General features: G+C 52.9%; 20 protein-coding genes. 13 read left to right on the top strand and 7 right to left on the bottom strand.

Going from position 1 to position 17,678, the window contains the following annotated elements; all coding sequences use genetic code 11:
• Positions 1-25: 25 nt before the first annotated feature.
• Complete coding sequence (locus tag Q4501_RS02745; protein ID WP_303593963.1) at positions 26-1,192, bottom strand: isocitrate/isopropylmalate dehydrogenase family protein; 1,167 nt, start codon at positions 1,190-1,192, stop codon at positions 26-28.
• A gap of 186 nt (positions 1,193-1,378) precedes the next feature.
• On the opposite strand from Q4501_RS02745, the gene Q4501_RS02740 reads away from it, so the two are divergent.
• Entirely contained in the window at positions 1,379-1,735 is a 357-nt protein-coding gene (locus Q4501_RS02740) for a hypothetical protein (protein WP_303593962.1), read from the top strand.
• Here Q4501_RS02740 and Q4501_RS02735 read toward each other — a convergent pair.
• A complete protein-coding gene (locus tag Q4501_RS02735) occupies positions 1,729-2,622 on the bottom strand; it encodes a LysR family transcriptional regulator (protein ID WP_303593961.1) in 894 nt (297 codons plus the stop codon). The genes Q4501_RS02740 and Q4501_RS02735 overlap by 7 nt on opposite strands.
• Positions 2,623-2,768: 146 nt before the next feature.
• Here Q4501_RS02735 and Q4501_RS02730 point away from each other — a divergent pair, with 146 nt between their 5' ends.
• Genes Q4501_RS02730 through Q4501_RS02710 form a run of 5 tightly spaced genes read left to right on the top strand, consistent with a single transcriptional unit; the run spans position 2,769 to position 7,413 of the window.
• Positions 2,769-3,980, top strand: a complete 1,212-nt coding sequence (locus Q4501_RS02730) for an acyl-CoA dehydrogenase family protein (protein ID WP_303593960.1) — start codon at positions 2,769-2,771, stop codon at positions 3,978-3,980.
• A gap of 38 nt (positions 3,981-4,018) precedes the next feature.
• Positions 4,019-4,840, top strand: coding sequence for an SDR family oxidoreductase (locus tag Q4501_RS02725; RefSeq protein WP_303593958.1), 822 nt, complete (start codon positions 4,019-4,021; stop codon positions 4,838-4,840).
• A gap of 31 nt (positions 4,841-4,871) precedes the next feature.
• Complete coding sequence (locus Q4501_RS02720) at positions 4,872-5,936, top strand: phosphotransferase family protein (RefSeq protein WP_303593956.1); 1,065 nt, start codon at positions 4,872-4,874, stop codon at positions 5,934-5,936.
• Positions 5,936-6,625, top strand: coding sequence for a histidine phosphatase family protein (locus Q4501_RS02715; protein ID WP_303593954.1), 690 nt, complete (start codon positions 5,936-5,938; stop codon positions 6,623-6,625). Before Q4501_RS02720 ends, Q4501_RS02715 begins: the two co-directional genes overlap by 1 nt.
• A gap of 17 nt (positions 6,626-6,642) precedes the next feature.
• A complete protein-coding gene (locus tag Q4501_RS02710; protein WP_303593952.1) occupies positions 6,643-7,413 on the top strand; it encodes an SDR family oxidoreductase in 771 nt (256 codons plus the stop codon).
• On the opposite strand, the gene Q4501_RS02705 is transcribed toward Q4501_RS02710, so the two are convergent.
• On the bottom strand, positions 7,410-8,324 hold the full coding sequence (locus Q4501_RS02705; protein ID WP_303593950.1) for a DUF6279 family lipoprotein: 915 nt from the start codon (positions 8,322-8,324) through the stop codon (positions 7,410-7,412). The genes Q4501_RS02710 and Q4501_RS02705 overlap by 4 nt on opposite strands.
• 142 nt (positions 8,325-8,466) lie before the next feature.
• Between Q4501_RS02705 and Q4501_RS02700 the strand changes: the two genes are divergently transcribed.
• Positions 8,467-8,733: a DUF2798 domain-containing protein gene (locus Q4501_RS02700; RefSeq protein WP_303593949.1), complete on the top strand. Its 267-nt coding sequence runs from the start codon at positions 8,467-8,469 to the stop codon at positions 8,731-8,733.
• A 132-nt stretch (positions 8,734-8,865) separates the two neighbouring features.
• On the top strand, positions 8,866-9,888 hold the full coding sequence (locus Q4501_RS02695) for a fasciclin domain-containing protein (RefSeq protein ID WP_303593948.1): 1,023 nt from the start codon (positions 8,866-8,868) through the stop codon (positions 9,886-9,888).
• A 65-nt stretch (positions 9,889-9,953) separates the two neighbouring features.
• Here the strand turns inward: Q4501_RS02695 and dacB are convergent, their stop codons facing one another.
• Entirely contained in the window at positions 9,954-11,522 is a 1,569-nt protein-coding gene (gene dacB / locus Q4501_RS02690; protein ID WP_303593946.1) for a D-alanyl-D-alanine carboxypeptidase/D-alanyl-D-alanine-endopeptidase, read from the bottom strand.
• A 305-nt stretch (positions 11,523-11,827) separates the two neighbouring features.
• Here dacB and Q4501_RS02685 point away from each other — a divergent pair, with 305 nt between their 5' ends.
• Complete coding sequence (locus Q4501_RS02685; RefSeq protein ID WP_303593944.1) at positions 11,828-12,595, top strand: glutathione S-transferase N-terminal domain-containing protein; 768 nt, start codon at positions 11,828-11,830, stop codon at positions 12,593-12,595.
• A gap of 100 nt (positions 12,596-12,695) precedes the next feature.
• Complete coding sequence (locus Q4501_RS02680; protein WP_303593943.1) at positions 12,696-13,109, top strand: GFA family protein; 414 nt, start codon at positions 12,696-12,698, stop codon at positions 13,107-13,109.
• Here Q4501_RS02680 and Q4501_RS02675 read toward each other — a convergent pair.
• Both Q4501_RS02675 and Q4501_RS02670 read right to left on the bottom strand, forming a co-directional pair.
• On the bottom strand, positions 13,103-14,227 hold the full coding sequence (locus tag Q4501_RS02675) for a PQQ-dependent sugar dehydrogenase (RefSeq protein ID WP_303593942.1): 1,125 nt from the start codon (positions 14,225-14,227) through the stop codon (positions 13,103-13,105). The two genes, Q4501_RS02680 and Q4501_RS02675, sit on opposite strands and share 7 nt — an antisense overlap.
• 188 nt (positions 14,228-14,415) lie before the next feature.
• A complete protein-coding gene (locus Q4501_RS02670) occupies positions 14,416-14,877 on the bottom strand; it encodes a YaiI/YqxD family protein (RefSeq protein ID WP_303593940.1) in 462 nt (153 codons plus the stop codon).
• Between the two features lie 167 nt (positions 14,878-15,044).
• Between Q4501_RS02670 and Q4501_RS02665 the strand changes: the two genes are divergently transcribed.
• Together Q4501_RS02665 and Q4501_RS02660 are read left to right on the top strand one after the other, a co-directional pair.
• Positions 15,045-15,383 carry a zinc ribbon domain-containing protein YjdM gene (locus tag Q4501_RS02665; RefSeq protein ID WP_303593938.1) on the top strand — a complete coding sequence of 113 codons (339 nt, stop codon included), beginning with the start codon at positions 15,045-15,047 and terminating at the stop codon, positions 15,381-15,383.
• A 157-nt stretch (positions 15,384-15,540) separates the two neighbouring features.
• Positions 15,541-16,050 carry a copper chaperone PCu(A)C gene (locus Q4501_RS02660; protein ID WP_303593936.1) on the top strand — a complete coding sequence of 170 codons (510 nt, stop codon included), beginning with the start codon at positions 15,541-15,543 and terminating at the stop codon, positions 16,048-16,050.
• Between the two features lie 70 nt (positions 16,051-16,120).
• On the opposite strand, the gene Q4501_RS18485 is transcribed toward Q4501_RS02660, so the two are convergent.
• On the bottom strand, positions 16,121-16,297 hold the full coding sequence (locus Q4501_RS18485; RefSeq protein WP_368497018.1) for a CCGSCS motif protein: 177 nt from the start codon (positions 16,295-16,297) through the stop codon (positions 16,121-16,123).
• A 267-nt stretch (positions 16,298-16,564) separates the two neighbouring features.
• On the opposite strand from Q4501_RS18485, the gene Q4501_RS02655 reads away from it, so the two are divergent.
• The gene (locus tag Q4501_RS02655) at positions 16,565-17,638 is read left to right on the top strand and encodes a GGDEF domain-containing protein (protein ID WP_303593934.1); all 1,074 of its coding nucleotides are present in this window, start codon (positions 16,565-16,567) and stop codon (positions 17,636-17,638) included.
• The last annotated feature ends 40 nt before the right edge of the window (positions 17,639-17,678 follow it).

The raw sequence follows: 17,678 nt of genomic DNA, 5'->3' as shown, positions 1-17,678 counted from the left end.
CCTTTCTGGCTCTGTCACTGCTTTTTCAGGCTGACAGCCTTTGGCAGATCGCGTCGCCGATTTCCTTGGTTTCCCGCCGGGCCCCGGCACTATCCGCCAGGTCTGCGGCCACGGCATCAAACAGCTCCTTGCCAGCAGTCGCCATCGACGGATCTTTCCGCCCTAACCATTCCAGCATGCGTGCTGTGGTAAACAGCATGGCTGTGGGGTCTGCCAGGCCCTTGCCAGCGATGTCCGGAGCGCTGCCATGAGTAGGCTCGAACATGGATGGCATGTCCGGGTCTGTGGGGTTCAGGTTACAGGATGGCGCAACGCCCATGCCACCCGACAGCACGGCTGCAAGATCCGTAAGAATATCTCCTTGCAGGTTGCTGGCGACCACCACATCGAAGGCCCAGGGGCTCTGAACGAACTTCATACAGGCCGCATCGACCAGTTCGTGATGCGTAGCGACATCCGGAAACTCCTTGCTGATTTCTTCGAACGCTTCGGTGTACATATCGCCCCAATAGCGGAGGGCGTTTCGCTTGGTGATCAGGCAAACCTGGCTTTCGCAGGCTCGACCATACTGAGAGCCATCAAGGGAGCGGAAGGTTCTGGTACGGCCTTCTTTAACCCGGTCTGCAGCCCGGGTGCGGGCCTGCTCGAAACCATAGCGAATAATGCGGTTGGTGGCCTTGCGGGTAAACACCTCCATCTGCGTCGCAATCTCATCCTCCGTGCCTTTGCGCAGGCGACCGCCCTGGCTTACGTACTCACCTTCGGAATTCTCCCGAATCACCAGCATATCGATATCTTTCGCGCGTTCATCCGCAAGGTACTGTCGGGCACCCGGTAACAGGCGGGCAGGGCGTTCGCATACCCATTGGTCAAAGCCTTTGCGCATGTCCAGAAGGGGGGCTAGCGAGACGCTGTCGGTCAAAAGATAACGGCTCGGGTCATCCAGTGGGCCCGGATCACCCAGGGCACCCAGCAATATTGCGTCGTAGGCTTTGAGCTGAGCCAGTGCATCGTCGGGCATGGATTCGCCGTGTTCCTGATGCCAGGCATGGGACGGCCAGGGAAAGCTCGTCCACTCAAGGTCCAAACCATGTTTGGTACGCAGGGTTTCGAGGCAGCGTATGGCTTCCCCCACGACTTCCGGACCGATCCCGTCTCCCGGTGTTACGGCGATGCGGATAGTTTGGGCCATGTTGGCGACTCCTTTTTCGAGTTGACTCGTATAGATAACAAGCCCAGTTTAGCTTCCCAAACACAAGACGCCACCACGCAGGCCAATAAAGCCGTTTTACCCGCCCTCGGCTGGACGTTATAGTGTTTGCGGCAGTGGGCGGGCTGATGCTCGAAATTTGTATGACGAACTCACAGGACGATCTCTTTGCTCTACCGACTCATTACCATCATTGGCGGCATCGTTTTCGTTGTTGTCCTGTTCGCATTGGTCTGGTTCTTTTGCAAGAAGTTTCTTGAGCACCATGGGGTTCGAGAGGGGCTATCGGATCGTGCAACCGTGCTTGCAACCTGGACATTTGCCGGTATCAGTGTGGGGCTTGTTTTTGCAGTAGTCGGAGCGTTTATTCTTGGTCCATGGGCGTTTTACCGCACCCTGCGTGGCCACGGTGTTGCTATTTCGGATGGTGCAGCGGTCTGGTGGGGCTTCGGCATTGTGGTTGCCTCGCTTGGTATCACGGCTATTGGCTTTTTCGGCTTTCTGGCGGCCGTTGGCGCCTACTGAATAGCCTTGAGCAGTTCCCTGAACCAGATTAACGCCGGCTCCTGACCGTAGGCCTTGTGCCAGTAGAGGTGCACGTCGAGAGAGGGCAGGTCTGCCGGTGGGTTCATAATGGTAATGCTGGCCTGTTCTGAAATGATTCTGGCGTAGGTTTCCGGCATGGTCAGCAGAAGATCGGTTGCTTCAACAACCCGGCAGGCGGCGTAGTAATGTTGGCAACGCAGGCGAATACTGCGCTGAACCCCTAGCCGCGATAACGCGAAATCCTCAATTCCTGGCCCTTCCGTGCGTGATGAAACCAGCACATGACGCGCTGAAAGATACCCGTTCATATCCAGAGCCTGTGATGCCAGTGGGTGACCCTCCCGGGCCAGAACAACGAGTCTGTCCTGCCTCAATAATTCGTGTGATGTCTGGCTGCTGATTGGTAACAGCACGTCGACAGCGAAATCCAGCTTGCCGGCCGCGAGCTGGGTTTCCATATCCCTGCGTGGAATACGCTTGCTGACAATCTCAAGTTCCGGATACGGGTCCAGTCGTTGCATGAGCTGCGGCAGAAAAGTCGACTCCAGAACATCTCTCAAGCCCAGAGAATAGGTCTTGCGCTGATTCGCCGGATCAAACGCGTGAAACTGATTAACCGCGCCCTGAATCTGGGTAAGACCGGGTTTCATGGATTCCAGAAAGCGACGAGCCAGAGGCGTTGGCACCATCTGGTTGCCCTGGCGCGTGAACAGCGGGTCGTCGAAATGATCACGCAGACGCGACAGAGAATGGCTCACCGCCGGCTGAGTAAGGTGCAAGGCCTTCGCAGCACGGGTAAGACTGCCCTCACGGTATATGGTGTCAAAAACATGCAAAAGATTGAGATCCAGGCGGTTCCCGGCCATAACTACGATGCCTCAAGTTAATAAGTATGGTTAATAATAAATGATAAGAATAATTCAGTCGCGTAATAGTTAGTGCAACTTTAGACTGGGTTCATCGTGCTTATATTCATCGCACCAGCTTGTGCAATTTCTACGAGGGTTCGGCAATGGATTTCAGTATCTCTGAAAAGGGTCAGGATTATCTAAAGCGTGTAAAAGCGTTTATGGCGGAAGAAATCTTCCCGGTGGAAGCTCAGTACCACAAAGAGCTGGCCTCGCTTGAAAATCGTTGGGTTGTGTTACCAGTTATCAAGGAGCTGAAGGAAAAGGCCAAAGCTCAAGGGCTCTGGAACATGTTTTTCCCTGATGAAAAACACGGTTGTGGCCTTCTCAACTCTGACTACGCCCTGATTGCAGAAGAAACAGGTCGCAGCTTTATAGCGCCTGAAATCTTCAACTGTAATGCGCCGGATACCGGCAACATGGAGGTTCTGATCCATTACGGTTCCGAGGAGCAAAAGGCCGAATGGCTGCCGCGTTTGCTGAGTGGCGAGATCCGCTCTGCGTTTTGTATGACCGAGCCGGCAGTGGCTTCATCTGATGCAACCACTATGGAAGCAACTGCGATTGTGGAAGGTGACGAAGTGGTGCTCAATGGCCGTAAGTGGTGGAGCACAGGTATTGGCCACCCGGACTGCAAGGTTGCTATTTTTATGGGCCTGTCTGATCCGGATGCCCATAAACATCGCCGTCACTCCATGGTTCTGGTGCCGCTGGATGCCCCGGGTGTAAAGATTGAACGTATGCTCCCGGTGTTCGGTGAGTATGACGAGCCTTACGGCCATGGCGAAGTACTGTTTGATAACGTGCGCTTGCCGAAGAGTGCCTTTATTGCAGGCCCCGGCCGTGGCTTTGAAATTGCCCAGGGTCGCCTTGGGCCAGGCCGGGTGCATCACTGTATGCGAGCGATTGGTGCGGCTGAACGCACACTGGAACTGCTGGTCAGGCGGGCGATGAGCCGTGAGGCGTTCGGTCGTCCTTTGGCGAAGCTGGGTGGTAACCCGGATATTATTGCCAACGCCCGCATGTCGATTGAGCAGGCACGCTTATTGACGCTGAAATGCGCCTGGGCTCTGGACACCAAGGGTATTGCGGGTGCGATTCAGGAGGTTGCCATGATCAAAGCGGTGATTCCCAATATGCTTCAAACAATTGTTGATCAGGCTATTCAGATCCATGGTGGCGCCGGCGTGAGCGATGACGACTTCCCACTGACCCAATTGTTTGCCTATGCTCGTGTACTGCGTTTGGCAGATGGTCCGGACGAGGTGCATCGTGCCACGGTTGCTCGCCTTGAGTTGCGCAAGTATAAAAACTGATTCTTCGTTTTATTTAAAAACAAACAACGGACAAACACATGACACAAAGAGTATTCGTAACAGGCGGCGCTAGCGGCCTTGGCCGGGCCATTGCGCTGCGCTATGCCAGAGAAGGCGCCAGGGTCTGTATCGGTGACATTAACCCTGAACAGGGCGTTGGTGTTGAACAGGAAATCAACAATGTGGGTGGCGAGGGCTATTTTGTTGAGTGTGATGTCCGGCGGCTGACGGATCTGGAAAAAGTCTGCGCGGATCTTACGGAAAAGTGGGGCGGCGTTGATGTGGTGGTGAACAATGCTGGCGTAGCCTCTGCCGGTTCAATTGAAGATACCACCATGGCGGACTGGGAATGGATACTGGATATCAATGTGCTTGGAGTGGTGCGGGGCTGCAAGGCGTTTACGCCCCAGTTCAAGAAACAGGGTTCAGGTACCTTTGTGAACATTGCGTCTATGGCGGGCCTGATGCTGGCGCCGATGATGAATAGTTACAATGTGTCCAAGGCCGGAGTGATCGCGCTGTCGGAGACTTTGAGCCAGGAATTACGGAGTGACGGTATCCATGTCAGCTGCGTGTGCCCGGCGTTTTTCCAGACCAATCTTACCAACAGCATGCGTTCAGACATTCCGGGCATTCAACAGAACGTGACCAAGCTGATGAAGCGCTCCAATATCTCTGCAGATCATGTTGCAGAAGACATTGTGCGCTCGGTCAAGAACAAGAATTTCTGGGTTTTGCCGCATGTGAAAGAACGCCGCATGTGGATACTCAAGCGTTACGCTCCCTGGGCTTTTGATAAGCTGATGTTTGAAGAGAGCAAGCGCTGGATGAAGAAAATGGGCGGTAAGGCCAAGGCCTGACCGGAACGCGGGAACAAAAGGAGAGTCTTGAATGACCCAGATTGACCAGGCGGAAGATATCCGCGAAGGAGAGGAGTTGGACCTTTCGGCCGTCGACCGGTTTATGAAAGGTGCCATCCCGGACCTTTCGGGCGAGCCGGTGATCCGCCAGTACCCGGGTGGTGCTTCCAACCTGACGTATCAGGTGGACTACGGCGATCGATCGTTCGTTTTGCGCCGCCCGCCGTTTGGCAAGATTGCAAAGTCTGCTCACGACATGCTTCGCGAAGCGAAGGTGATGCAGGCTCTGAAGCCCGTTTATCCATATGTGCCTGACATTATCGCTATTTGTGATGATCACGATGTGCTGGGGTGCGACTTCTATGTGATGGAGCGAATGAAGGGCATCATTCTGCGCCAGGATTTCCCGAAAGACCTGGAGTTGAGTGAGGCTGACACACGCAAGCTGTGCCTGAGCGTAATTGACAAGATGGTGGACTTGCATCGAGTTGACGCCAGGGCCGCGGGCCTGGATTCATTGGGCAAGGGTGAGGGGTATGTCCAGCGGCAGATCGGCGGTTGGAGTGACCGTTTCCGCAAGGCTCGCACAGATGATGTCGGCGATTTTGAAGCGGTTATGTCCTGGTTGAACGACAAGATGCCAGATGATATTGCCCAGGTTGTGATTCACAACGATTTCCGTTTTGACAATGTGGTACTCAACCCGGACAACCCCTTTGAAGTCATCGGGGTGCTGGACTGGGAAATGGCGACAATTGGCGATCCTTTGATGGATCTCGGCAACACGCTTGCCTACTGGATTGAGGCAGACGACGAAGGTCCGTTCCAGATGCTACGCCGTCAGCCTACCCATCGCCCGGGTATGCTCACGCGCAAGGAAGTCGTCGCCTACTATATGGAGCAGTCTGGTTTTCGGGCAGATAACTTCGATTTTTACGAAATCTACGGCTTGTTCCGGTTGGCGGTGATTGTCCAGCAGATCTATTACCGTTTCTATCATGGCCAGACCAGTGACAAACGTTTTGCCGCTTTCGGCCATGCTGCAAACTATCTGGAGAAACGCTGTCAGCGGTTGATCTCAGAGAGTGCTCTTTAATGGCAACTGTGTACCTTGTGCGCCACGGCCAGGCCAGCTTTGGAAAGGAAAACTACGATCAGCTTTCGCCCAGAGGCTGGGAGCAGGGAAAGGTTCTGGGTAGCTGGATGGTCGACAAGATCAAGCCTGCAGCAATCTTTGGCGGCGATTTGCAGCGTCACCGGGAAACCGTTGAAGCCATCGCAACCGGCTACGGTGCGCAGCTACCGGATATGCAGGTCGCTCCCGGTTTTAACGAGTTCGACCATATCTCGGTTGTGAATTGTTATCGGCCAGAGTGGAGCGACCGGCAGGTGATGGCAAGAGATCTCGCGACGTTTCCTAAACCGGCGGCAGCTTTTCAGAAGGAATTCGTGAAAGCGGTACAGCGCTGGGCATCCGGGGAATATGACGCGGAATATGCCGAAACCTGGACCGATTTCAAAAAACGGGTTCTTGCGGCTTTCGATGAAATGATTGAGTACGCAGACGGAGGTGATGTACTCGTTTCTACATCTGGAGGCCCCATAGCGGTTATGTGTCAGCGCCTTTTGGGCCTTGAAGACGAACGGGCACTGGCTCTGAACTCGGTAATCGCCAATACCAGCGTTACCCGGGTTCTCTATTCCGCCGGGCGCCGTAGTTTGTCTGTTTTCAATAATTACAGCCACCTGGAAGCGGAAGACCCCGCCCTGGTGACCTTCCGATAACACATTGAGGTGAACGAATGAGCAAGAAAGACCTGTTTGATCTGACTGGCAAAACGGCTCTTATTACCGGTGCCAGCCGTGGTATCGGCGAGAGCATTGCCCGCACGCTGGCGGATTACGGTGCCCATGTCATTGTTACCAGCCGCAAGATTGACGGCTGTGAAGCTGTTGCCAGCAGTATTCGCGAGGCCGGTGGTAGCGCAGAAGCCTATGCCTGTCACATTGGCGAAATGGATCAGATCGAGGCTATCTGGGCCTACATTGAGAAAGAACACGGCAAACTGGATATTCTTGTTAACAATGCGGCAGCCAACCCTTACTTCGGGCCAGCTGAAGATACAGATCTTGGTGCTTTCCAGAAAACGGTAGACGTGAATATTCGTGGTTACTTCTTCATGTGTGCTCGAGGAGCGCAGCTGATGAAGAAAAATGGCGGTGGTTCGATTGTGAACGTGGCTTCTGTTAACGGCGTAAACCCGGGCCACTTCCAGGGCATTTACTCAGTGACCAAGGCCGCAGTTATTTCCATGACCAAATCCTTCGCTATGGAGTTGGGCCAGCAGAAGATTCGCGTAAACGCACTGTTGCCCGGGCTGACAGACACCAAGTTTGCCAGTGCCCTGACGACCAACGATGCGATCAAGAAACAGGCTATGGCGCACATTCCCATGAAGCGTGTGGCAGATCCGAGCGAAATGGCGGGCACGGTTCTGTATCTGGTGTCGGATGCTTCCAGCTACACTACGGGCGCCTGCATTAATGCAGATGGCGGCTATCTTACGATTTAACGACTCGTAAGAGCCTGTGATGCGACTTCGGAGCCCGGTTGGCAAGTGAGAGCTTTGAAGTCGCCGCTCAATTTCGAGGCTTGGCGGGCGAGGTGGTCCAGGTGTGATGGATGGCTTGCCAGCAGCAGATCCTGAATAAGTGAAGTCATGGCTTCCATACTTGTATCCATCATCTCTGAATAAGCTTCGCCCCGGCCGGCTTCCGGATTATTGATGAGATCAGTGATTCTGGCATCGAAACCTGGCTCATCGCGTTCTCTAAGGGCTTCGAGCAGGGCTTCCTGCCAGTGTTTTCGCCCCTCCAGCCAGATTGTTGTTTGCCCGGCGCGATTTTCCGACCAGTTGTTAATGCTGGTTTGTTGCCGGCCATTCAGGCTTCCTAACCATCGTTCAGCGCGCTCTGCCGTCCGTTCAGCCCTTGCCTTTGCGATCTGCTCCGAACTACCAGAGAGAAATTCCTTCTCCAGTTCCTGCTGTTTCTCCGCCATATTGTCTGCTAGCTCGCGCACCTGTTCATCGCTGAGGCTGGATAGCAAATTCGTAGCAATGGGAGCGACCTGGTTCAAAAGTGGCGGGATAAATGTTGCCAGCTGGCTTTGAAGGCCACTGACTTCTGCAGGCCCCGGATCGCCTGTAGCCAGGTCGCTTTGAAGGTTGTCCAACCATGAGCGATAACGCGGAAGCTCGGTGCTGCAGTGCCAATCTTTCAGGTTATCTATGTCTGCATTCAGCTGCTGTTTCTGGGGTTCAGTGAGTGTAATGAAGTCTTCAACCCACCAGATAATGCCCCAGTCTGCGTAGCGGTATGCAAGTTTAGTGGAGCTGCATCCTGAAACGACAAAAATAGTGACGAGCAGCAGGATGACAGCCCGTTTGGCTCGAACCTGAAAAGAATGCTCATACTGATCCATATAAAGCCTGACTCGGTAAACAAACCTATCGAAAAAAGATCGCTAGCTTATTAATATCCAGTGTTTATCTAAACAATCATACGGCATGTGCAGGTTTTCGGATGCTGTTGTCCGGAGACCTGTAATCTGACGAGGAGCACTCATGAGTCGAATTAAACCCGCACGTTTACGCCAAATCGTTTTTGGATTCTACATGTCCGGAATGATGTCGCTGCTGATGTCCGCAGTAATTACCTTCATCAACACTGGTATAGACAACCAGTTTTTTTATCGTTGGCTCCCCGCTTTTCTGGTGGCATGGGCTGTGGCTTTCCCTCTGGTCACCTTTTTAGCACCTATAGCAGTGAAATTAACCGAAATGACCCTGGGGCGCCCCCCTAAGGATAGTCCGCGTACACCTGTAAACTGAAATGTAAAATTCTCTAATCCGTTTTTATTGCCTCCCCGTAAGTTGCTTGTACGCACAGTGCAGATGCTGAATCTGTGCAGTTTCAAACCACTTGATTCTGTTAACTAACCTTGGAACAGAGGGCTCGAGACAATGAAAACAAAAGTTGCACTAACTATGGTTTTGGCCGGCAGTGTTATGCTGGTGGGTTGTAGTGATGATGATAACGTCGCAGAAAATCCTGCAACGCAAAATATTCTGGAAATCGCTGTCGAAAATGAAAACACGACGGTCCTTGAAGCGGCAGTGCTTGAAGCAGACCCCGCTATTGCGGCACTGCTTGGGGGAGATGATGAGTTAACAGTATTCGCTCCTACAGACGCAGCGTTCCAAGCTTTATTGAATGACTTGGGCATCACTGCAGAGCAGTTGTTGGCCAGCACGGATTTGTTAAACACGGTTCTGAAATACCATGTTCTTGCAACATCAGTGGGTGAAGTGAAGGCAGACGCAGCGATCAGTGTCGCGCAAAGCCCTATCCCTCAAAACCTGGTTCCAACGGTGAACGGTGAAAACGTCGCCCTCTCAATATCCCAGGAAAATAGTGAGGACGTACTGTATGTAAACACCTCTCGAGTAACCGGTCCTGATGTAGACGCGACTAATGGCGTTATTCACATCATCGATAAAGTACTCCTTCCTCCCCCGAGCGATCTCAGTGATACAAATTCCACGATTGCGGGTATCGTAACGGCGCTAGCAGGCGCTGAAGAAGGTGCTGAGTTCACAATCCTGTTAGCCGCACTTGGTACTGATGGCGCTTCCGATCTGCTCGCTGCAGCTTCGGATGAAGATTCGACCTTGACGGTGTTTGCGCCAACGGATGCCGCTTTTGAAGCGCTATTGGCAGATCTCAACATTACGGCAAGTGACTTGCTCAACGATCCTAATCTGTCGTCCATTCTAAGCCAACACATTCTGGGAGCTGAGGTAGGTTCACTTACGGCCTATGCTTCGAACGGCGGTACAGTAACAAACTTGGCTGGCACCACTTTGAACGTGGACATTCAAAATAACGCTCTGGTTATCGAGGGAAGTGCGGTCACCGAAGCAGACGTTGAAGCGAACAACGGCGTGATTCATGTGATCGACAAGGTGATTTTTTCAGTCGACTGATACTTAAAAAACTGTTGTTTTGCTTAAATAACGAGTGTTGGGCCGGCTAATTCAGCCGGCCTTTTTTATTGGACGGAAGTGCTCGACTTGCCTGAATCTACCCGAGAAAGTGCCGTCCCTGTAGGCGGCCGGAAATGCAGGGAATACAGAACCCGATCCAGCACAGCCTGTCCATTCCAGGCAGGGTCATTGTTCACCATTCCTACAACCGCCCAGGTTGTGTTGTTCTCATCCCGCGTGAAACCGGCAATTGACCGCACGTTTTCGAGGTAACCGGTTTTAATACGGCCTTCGCCATCCATGCCGGTGTTGCGCAGGCGGCGGGCCATGGTTCCATCCATGGCGATTATCGGCATGGAGGCCATGAGGTCTGAAGCGTAGGGGCTGTTCCAGGCATGTTGCAGGATTTTCGTGCCTTGTCTTGCGGTAATCCTGCCATGGCGGGTGAGGCCAGCTCCGTTGTCAATCACCATCCCGGAGGTGTCTATGCCTTTGCGTTCCAGCCAATCGTAAATCACGCGTATGCCGGCAACCCTGTCGTCATTCTCGTTATCCAGCCGGTTCCGCGCCCCGATGGTCAGCAATAATTGCCGTGCCATCACGTTACTGCTCCATTTGTTTATATCCCGCACCATAGTGACGAGATCTGGCGATGTGGTTTTCATAACCAGTCGGGCATTTTCCGGAGTTATACCGTTCAGGTTTCCACCGGATACGATAATGCCCATCTCACCAAGCAGTGAGCGAATCATGGAGGCGCTGTATTGCTCGTGGGGTAGCAGTGAAAGGTATTTTGTTGTGCGACAGCCTTGCGGCAGCTCGCCAGTTACCCGCACTGTGACTTTGCCGCCCTCCTGAAATATCGGTTTCCACTCAAAGCTACGGCGTGAAGGACAGGATCCTTCGGCCACGGCCGTTACCCTATTGTCGATAGCTATCTCGCCGAGGGCTGGAGTGCTCCAGGCCTGAGTGCCGCGTTCGTCAGCACGCACTTGAAAGTGCATGAGATTGAGGTTGGTCAGATAGGCAGACGGCTCAACCAGAAATGGCGCATATGGGTTGTTGCCATTGTCTTCAAACGCGGGAAAACCTCCATCGACTTCAAAATAGCTGCCATCCAGAACGAGATCACCGTCAATGCGGGTGATTCCCATGTCCCGAAGTTCCCGTAGGGTTGTCCAGAGTCTTTCAAAGGTGAGTTTCGGGTCTCCGCCGAAGCGCACGTAGAGGCTGCCTTTTAGGGTATCTCCGACCATTTCTCCATCGGTGAGAAAATCTGTATCCCAGTGATGGGTAGGCCCGAGAATTTCCAGGGCTGCGTAAGTGGTAACTACCTTCATGATAGAGCCGGGGCTCATGGGTACATCGGCATTGATGTTCTGATCAAGCCCGGGGCCATTCAGAGGCACCGCTGCCATGCTGAGAGCTTCGTCGCTTTTCAGGGATTTCATTGCGTAGTCACGCATCTGAGTGGCCCAGAGGCGGTTGCTGCTATAGCCAGAACTGTCGTTGTCGTCAGCCAGCGCTGAGGGCAAGTATGCCAGGGCAGGTGTCAGAACAAGTGCTGCAGCGAGGGCCAGCGCTGGACGCTTTTGCCGAAGAGTGACTTTCCCTGCGCTGTTTGAATACGGCATACCCGGCATCACCATAGTGGTTGCTTGAAAAGCTGCGAAAATTAGATTCCTAAAATTAACAATAGCTCATCTTTGCTTGTTGTACTATGCAGAAAACCTCTACATGACGTTAAAAAATGCCAGTAGCCTGCTTGTTTATAATGGGTTTTTGTGACCGAGTGTAAGTCAGTGTGGTGGAAGCGGAGATGCAGGCGTCAAGAAGATACCGGCTGATGCGCTCTTGTCGGTCGTTCCCGCAATCGTAAGCCAATGGAAAGCCTTGTTATTTAATGATAATGGTCGGGTTACCAATTGAGGATTTGATTATGTTTAATAAACTCGCTCACCACGCGAACGTACTGGGCTCCGTCGCAACCTCATCGTTTACAGCGTGGCGTGGATGCCTGGTGGTAAGCGAAGTGCCACAGCCGGAGCAGCCTCTCGTGCTTTACGACATGGAAGGCTGCCCCTACTGCCGTCGGGTGCGCGAAGCTCTGACCGCGCTTAATCTTGATGTTGAGATCCGGCCTTGCCCGAAAGGTGGCCACATATTCCGTAGACAGGCAGAGGCCGCAGGGGGCAAGCAACAATTTCCTATGCTGGTCGACCAGAATACGCAGACGGTGATGTACGAGTCGGAAGCTATCATCAAGTACCTGTTCCTCCAGTATGCAGGTCGACCTGTGCCTGGGTACTACCGCGAGCGTGTTTGGCAGCCGGTTCTGGGTTCATTTGCTTCTGTAGCCAGCGGCATGAGAGGTCTAAGAGCCGCTTCGGGAAAACAGCCGGAGCAGCCGCTGCACTTGTGGAGTTTTGAAGGCAGCCCTTTCTCCCGGCTGGTGCGAGAGAGGCTTTGTGAGCTGGAGATCCCTTACACTCTGCATAACCTGGGTAAGGAGCACTGGACCGAAATCGGCCCAGCGAAGCAGCGCATCAAGCCAGGGCCATACGCGCCGGCACCTGGCGGAAAGCGCGATGCTTTCTTCAAGGCGCACGGCAGGGTTCAGGTGCCTTATCTTGAGGATCCGAATACCGGGGAGGGGTTGTTCGAGTCTGCCTGCATACTGGATTATCTGAACGCGCAATATGGCTAAAACAAAGGTCGTTCGCGCTGTTTCGCCGGCGCCATGGCAGGTATCATGGTTGGCTATCGAATAGCTTTAAAGCTCCCGGGAAATGATCAACAGGAAGTCTATGTATACCGGTCAGTGTCTGTGTGGTGATATTACTTTTGAATATGAGGGCCCGCTGGGCCCGCTTTCTCTTTGCCATTGCAGCCAGTGTCGCCGCGCTCACGGCAGTGCGTTCTCTGCGAGCTCCCCGGTGCAGAAAGTGCGTTTCCGGTTTTTATCCGGAGAAGACAAGCTGACGGAATACGAATCGCGCCCGGGGAAATACCGAGCCTTCTGCAGTCGTTGCGGAAGCCAGTTGTACAGTCGCGTTGACGCAATTCCCGGCATTCTCCGGCTGCGTGTTGGCGTGATCAACGAGCCTCTGGGAAAGGGGCCGGCGCAGCATGTCTACACCGGTTCGAAATCGGATTGGTATGAGATTACCGATACCTTACCCCAGTACGAAAAAACCGAGCGTACTGGCGATCCTCACTGAACCGGCACTATTCGGTAGACTTTGCCCCGCGAGGAGTCCGTTAGCAGCCATAGGCTTCCGTCCGGGCCTGTCCTGACATCTCGAATGCGTTCTTCAAGATCGGTGAGTAAGTCTTCTTCCGTGGTTACTTCTCCGTTTGTCACTTCAAGCCGAACCAGTTTCCGCAATTTTAACGCCCCAACGAACCAACTGCCTTGCCATTCAGGAAACTCAGAGCCGCGGTAAAACGCCATGCCTGAAGGTGCAATAGACGGGTCCCAGTAGTGCAGGGGTTGTGCCATACCTTCTTCTTCGGTTCGCAAGCTGATTGGAATGCCGGAGTAACCAATACCGTATGTTATCTCCGGCCATCCATAGTTGGTGCCGGCTTTTAAGATGTTGACCTCGTCGCCGCCTCGCGGGCCGTGTTCATGAGTCCAGATCTCACCGGTTTCGGGATGAACGCTCATGCCCTGAATGTTCCGGTTTCCCCAGGTAAACAGGGTGCTATTAATGGCCGAGTTATTAAGCCCCGGATTGCCAGGTGCCGGTTCGCCATTAATGGTGACACGGTGGACCCCGCCTGCGTCGTCTTCAGTGTCCTGAGCCCGATCCTTGTCGCCGCGGTCCCCAACGGAAATATAAAGGTAGCCAGGTGCGTCGAAAGCCATTCGGCCCCCGAAGTGGCGGGAACCACCGGAACGCGGGAGCGCTTCGAAGATGATCTTCACGTCTTTCAGCCTTCCGTCGTCATAGATTGCACGCGCTACCCGAGTAGTCATTCCGTCGCCGGAGTTGTGTGCGTAGCTGAGGAACAGTGTCCGGTTTTCTGAAAACTCCGGATGCAGAACTATATCGAAAAGCCCGCCCTGGCCTGATACAGCAGGTTTAGGAAGCCCTTGAACGGCTTGCGGCAACAACTTTCCATCCTGGATGACGCGTAGCCTGCCAGCCCGCTCTGTAACGAGCATGGAACCATCGGGAAGAAAGGCCAGGCTCCAGGGGTGCTCGAGATCCTCGGCGACGGTTTTCAGAATGAAGCGAGTATCTTCGCCGGTATAGGTCTGGCTCGAGGCGATGAGGGGTAGCCCCGAAAGAAACAAGCCGATGAGTGTTACTAAGGATCGGGCAGTTTGCATATGAGCCTCTCTTTGTATTGCAAATGATAATCACTATCATTAATATAATTGTGCAGTTGCTGAATCAAGGCAGATGTTTTTCATACGATCTGTTTACACCATTAGGCCAGGGAGATACAGCCATGACGGCAGAACAGGAAATGATGGAAGGGCTGAAGATTGCGGCGGGCGCCGGTCTTTTTGTTACCTTAGTTATTGTCGGGCTTGCGGTTGCGCTGTAGCCACCGGTCCAGCTTGTCAGCAAATTCTTTTTTGTCGGTCTGGTTGAATGGAGCCTGGCCGCCAGTAACCTGTCCAGCGTTACGCATCTCTTCCATAAAGTTCCTCATAGCTAGGCGCTGGCGAATATTTTCCTTCGTGAAGGCCTGACCCCTCGGGTTAAAAACATCGGCACCTTTCTCAATAGCTTCGGCCGCTAACGGGATATCCTGGGTAATTACGAGATCTCCGGCACTAAGCTGATCCATGATCTCGTTGTCCGCCACATCGAAACCCTGCATAACCTGTCTGGCCTTGATATGAGGGCCGGGCGGCAGCTTGATGACATGGTTTGCTATGAAGGTAGTCTGTATTTGCCAGCGCGTGGCAGCACGGCAGAGAATTTCCTTGATGGGCACGGGGCAGGCGTCGGCATCGACCCAGATTGGCATGAATGGCTCCTTCGTTGGTTCAGTTTGTTGAGAGTTTACCTTTTGTTGTTGTGAGCCTGGTAGTAGATACCTGATTGTAATTGTCGGCATCGCCAGAGTTCTTGCAAGCTTCTCACCACGACGTTGGTGGTATAATCCTGTTTCAATTCAACGAACAGGAAACTGAAATGTCACAACTCCCACCATGTCCCCAGTGTGCTTCTGAATATACCTATGAAGATGGCGTTCAGTTAGTTTGCCCCGAGTGTGGCCATGAATGGACAGCAGCAGAGGCGGCTGAAGCCGATGCGGGAAAGGTCGTTCGCGATGCCAACGGTAACGAGCTTCAGGACGGCGACGCCGTTACTGTCATCAAGGATCTGAAGGTCAAGGGTTCAAGCTCGGTTGTAAAAGTTGGCACCAAGGTCAAGAGTATTCGTCTGGTAGACGGCGACCATGACATTGATTGCAAGATTGATGGTATTGGCGCCATGAAGCTTAAATCCGAGTTTGTAAAAAAAGCCTGAGACTGGCAGCGTCGAGTTCCGGCTGCTCTGAAGGCTGCGACTATTCGACGCAGTCCGTCACTTGCGCTGAACCGGTCTGAGCGCAACACTGTCGGCACTGTAGCTTCAGAAACTGATACAAATGTTCAACCGTTCAACAGTAGCGACGCGAGATATCATGAAAAAACTAATAACATTGCTGTTTGCCACTAGCGCATTGATCGTATCGGTCTTTGCCAATGTTGCGATGGCCCATGAGTACTCTCATGGAAACATTGCTATTGATCATCCCTGGAGTCGGCCGACTCCGCCAGGGACGCCTATGGGTGTCGGTTATATGGTGATCGAAAATCACGGCGACAGGGATATCACACTGGTCAGCGCGAGTACGCCCAGAGCGGGCCATGTTTCAATCCATGAAACGCAAATGAGAGACGGTGTTATGCGTATGCAGCCGTTGAAAAGTGGGCTGGTAATTCCGGCTGGTAAAGCGGTAGAGCTCAAGCCGCACAGTTACCATTTGATGCTGGAAAAACTGCCGAAACCGCTGAAGGAGGGCGAAAATATTCCCGTGACGCTGGAGTTTGAAGGCGCAGACGCGATTGAAGTAGAGCTCACCGTAGAGTCGCTGGACAGTGACATGAAAAAGCCCGAAATGGACCATTCCGGGCACCACATGGACCACTGATGTTCTCTGGTTTGAGTGGCCAGTGACGCCCTCAGGGCGTCACTGCCAATGTTATTGACTTGGTTTGCTTTTAAGAACAACCCCCGCAGCAGACGCCTGAGTCTCCGTGTTTACCTTTCTTTACAGTTTCTTTTTCGGTGCTGTCGGACCCTCCGGCGGCTTGCGCACCGATCCCATCTTCAGGTTTTCCCTGTTCTGCTTTGTCAGCGTTTTTGGGGCTGGCTACTTCTTTAAATAACTGTGTCATCAGAAATATCTCTTTTGGGTTTCTATAAGATTCATATGCAATGTATCTTATTTTGCGTCAAGCGGGGAGTCAACGGATGTTTCGGCTGTTTGAGTGGGAAGTGACCACAAGCCTGCTGAAAAAGGATTCAGAGTTTCGCTTTTGTGCTACAGTCATGCGCAAATATACCTATAGTAAGCAGGTTCGCTTCCCGGTGTTTTTGCCCGGGCGCTCAATGGCGAAATTCAGATAGAACAGGCTGCTCTGTTGCAGGGAAATTTGCAGTATATGAATAACGATAATAGTACTGTTAACCCTGCATCGCGGCGTGAACGGGGGCTGAAATTCTGGCAGGTTGCCCGCCGTGCGTGCCAGATTGCAGCGGCTGTCGATATCTCTTTCTTCTTCATGTTTCATTTTCTCGGGTCGCCCATTCTTGCCTGGATAAATGTTGGCAGTGTCGCTATGTACGCTGCCGCTTATTACGCCCTTGAGCGCAGGCAGAACCGTCTGGCTATCGCGTTGATCTGGCTGGAAGTTATTGTTCACTCGGCACTTGGTACGATAATGCTCGGGTGGGGCAGTGGCTTTCATTATTATTTGCTGATGTTCATTCCGGCGCTGTGCATTAGCTCCGTGCGGCGCAGCACGATTTATTCGTTATTAATTGGTCTTTGGGGCTACTACATAGCGCTTGATATTCTCATGTGGTTTATCGAGCCGGTTCAGCCAATCTCACCTGAAGCCTTGCTGGGCGTTCACCTGTTTAATCTAAGCGTCGTATTCGCGATGTTTGCTTACCTGTCTTTCTTTTACATGAGCATGGTGGTTTCTGCGCAACGTAAGCTTCGTAAGCTGGCTACGGTCGATTCGCTGACAGGCCTGTTTAATCGTCGCCACGGAAGTGATCTGGCCGATAATGAAATCGCACGCTTTCGGAGGGTGGGGCGCCCTGTGACCTTTATGCTGCTTGATGTCGACCATTTCAAACCAATTAACGATCGTTATGGCCATGAAATGGGTGACAAAATACTGGCAGAGATCGGGCAGCTAATTCCGGCTCAGCTGCGAACTCAGGATATAGTTGCGCGTTGGGGTGGGGAGGAATTTCTGGTTATTCTTCCGGATACCAGGCTTGAAAGTGCGTTGGCAAGCGCCGAAAGGATCAGGGTTGCACTTCGCAGTCACGATTGGAAGATGGTTACAGGTGAGCCAATTGATGTAACGACCAGCGTTGGTGTGAGTGAAATGTATGAAAATGACGACCGCGGTTCTGTTATAGGTCGCGCAGACAGGGCGTTATACCGTGGTAAGGCTGGAGGTCGAAATAGAGTAGAGTGTGGGGGAGCCCCGGAGCAATAAAACGAGGGCAACAAAAAAGGCAGCCGGAGCTGCCTTTTTT

This window comes from Marinobacter sp. 2_MG-2023, from assembly GCF_030546935.1.
Classification (GTDB): domain Bacteria; phylum Pseudomonadota; class Gammaproteobacteria; order Pseudomonadales; family Oleiphilaceae; genus Marinobacter.
The sequence above is the reverse complement of the archived record's forward strand: the minus strand, read 5'-3'. Positions and strand labels throughout refer to the sequence as shown.

What these genes read in the sequence shown, in the direction of transcription:
- Q4501_RS02715 (WP_303593954.1), top strand. Translation starts at nt 5,936, where the DNA reads ATGGCAACTGTGTACCTTGTGCGCCACGGCCAGGCCAGCTTTGGAAAG.
- Q4501_RS02710 (WP_303593952.1), top strand. Translation starts at nt 6,643, where the DNA reads ATGAGCAAGAAAGACCTGTTTGATCTGACTGGCAAAACGGCTCTTATT.
- Q4501_RS02705 (WP_303593950.1), bottom strand. Translation starts at nt 8,324, where the DNA reads ATGGATCAGTATGAGCATTCTTTTCAGGTTCGAGCCAAACGGGCTGTC.
- Q4501_RS02725 (WP_303593958.1), top strand. Translation starts at nt 4,019, where the DNA reads ATGACACAAAGAGTATTCGTAACAGGCGGCGCTAGCGGCCTTGGCCGG.
- Q4501_RS02685 (WP_303593944.1), top strand. Translation starts at nt 11,828, where the DNA reads ATGTTTAATAAACTCGCTCACCACGCGAACGTACTGGGCTCCGTCGCA.
- Q4501_RS02730 (WP_303593960.1), top strand. Translation starts at nt 2,769, where the DNA reads ATGGATTTCAGTATCTCTGAAAAGGGTCAGGATTATCTAAAGCGTGTA.
- Q4501_RS02675 (WP_303593942.1), bottom strand. Translation starts at nt 14,227, where the DNA reads ATGCAAACTGCCCGATCCTTAGTAACACTCATCGGCTTGTTTCTTTCG.
- Q4501_RS02745 (WP_303593963.1), bottom strand. Translation starts at nt 1,192, where the DNA reads ATGGCCCAAACTATCCGCATCGCCGTAACACCGGGAGACGGGATCGGT.
- Q4501_RS02680 (WP_303593943.1), top strand. Translation starts at nt 12,696, where the DNA reads ATGTATACCGGTCAGTGTCTGTGTGGTGATATTACTTTTGAATATGAG.
- Q4501_RS02720 (WP_303593956.1), top strand. Translation starts at nt 4,872, where the DNA reads ATGACCCAGATTGACCAGGCGGAAGATATCCGCGAAGGAGAGGAGTTG.
- Q4501_RS02660 (WP_303593936.1), top strand. Translation starts at nt 15,541, where the DNA reads ATGAAAAAACTAATAACATTGCTGTTTGCCACTAGCGCATTGATCGTA.
- Q4501_RS02665 (WP_303593938.1), top strand. Translation starts at nt 15,045, where the DNA reads ATGTCACAACTCCCACCATGTCCCCAGTGTGCTTCTGAATATACCTAT.
- Q4501_RS02670 (WP_303593940.1), bottom strand. Translation starts at nt 14,877, where the DNA reads ATGCCAATCTGGGTCGATGCCGACGCCTGCCCCGTGCCCATCAAGGAA.
- Q4501_RS18485 (WP_368497018.1), bottom strand. Translation starts at nt 16,297, where the DNA reads ATGACACAGTTATTTAAAGAAGTAGCCAGCCCCAAAAACGCTGACAAA.
- Q4501_RS02700 (WP_303593949.1), top strand. Translation starts at nt 8,467, where the DNA reads ATGAGTCGAATTAAACCCGCACGTTTACGCCAAATCGTTTTTGGATTC.
- Q4501_RS02695 (WP_303593948.1), top strand. Translation starts at nt 8,866, where the DNA reads ATGAAAACAAAAGTTGCACTAACTATGGTTTTGGCCGGCAGTGTTATG.
- Q4501_RS02735 (WP_303593961.1), bottom strand. Translation starts at nt 2,622, where the DNA reads ATGGCCGGGAACCGCCTGGATCTCAATCTTTTGCATGTTTTTGACACC.
- Q4501_RS02655 (WP_303593934.1), top strand. Translation starts at nt 16,565, where the DNA reads ATGAATAACGATAATAGTACTGTTAACCCTGCATCGCGGCGTGAACGG.
- dacB (WP_303593946.1), bottom strand. Translation starts at nt 11,522, where the DNA reads ATGCCGTATTCAAACAGCGCAGGGAAAGTCACTCTTCGGCAAAAGCGT.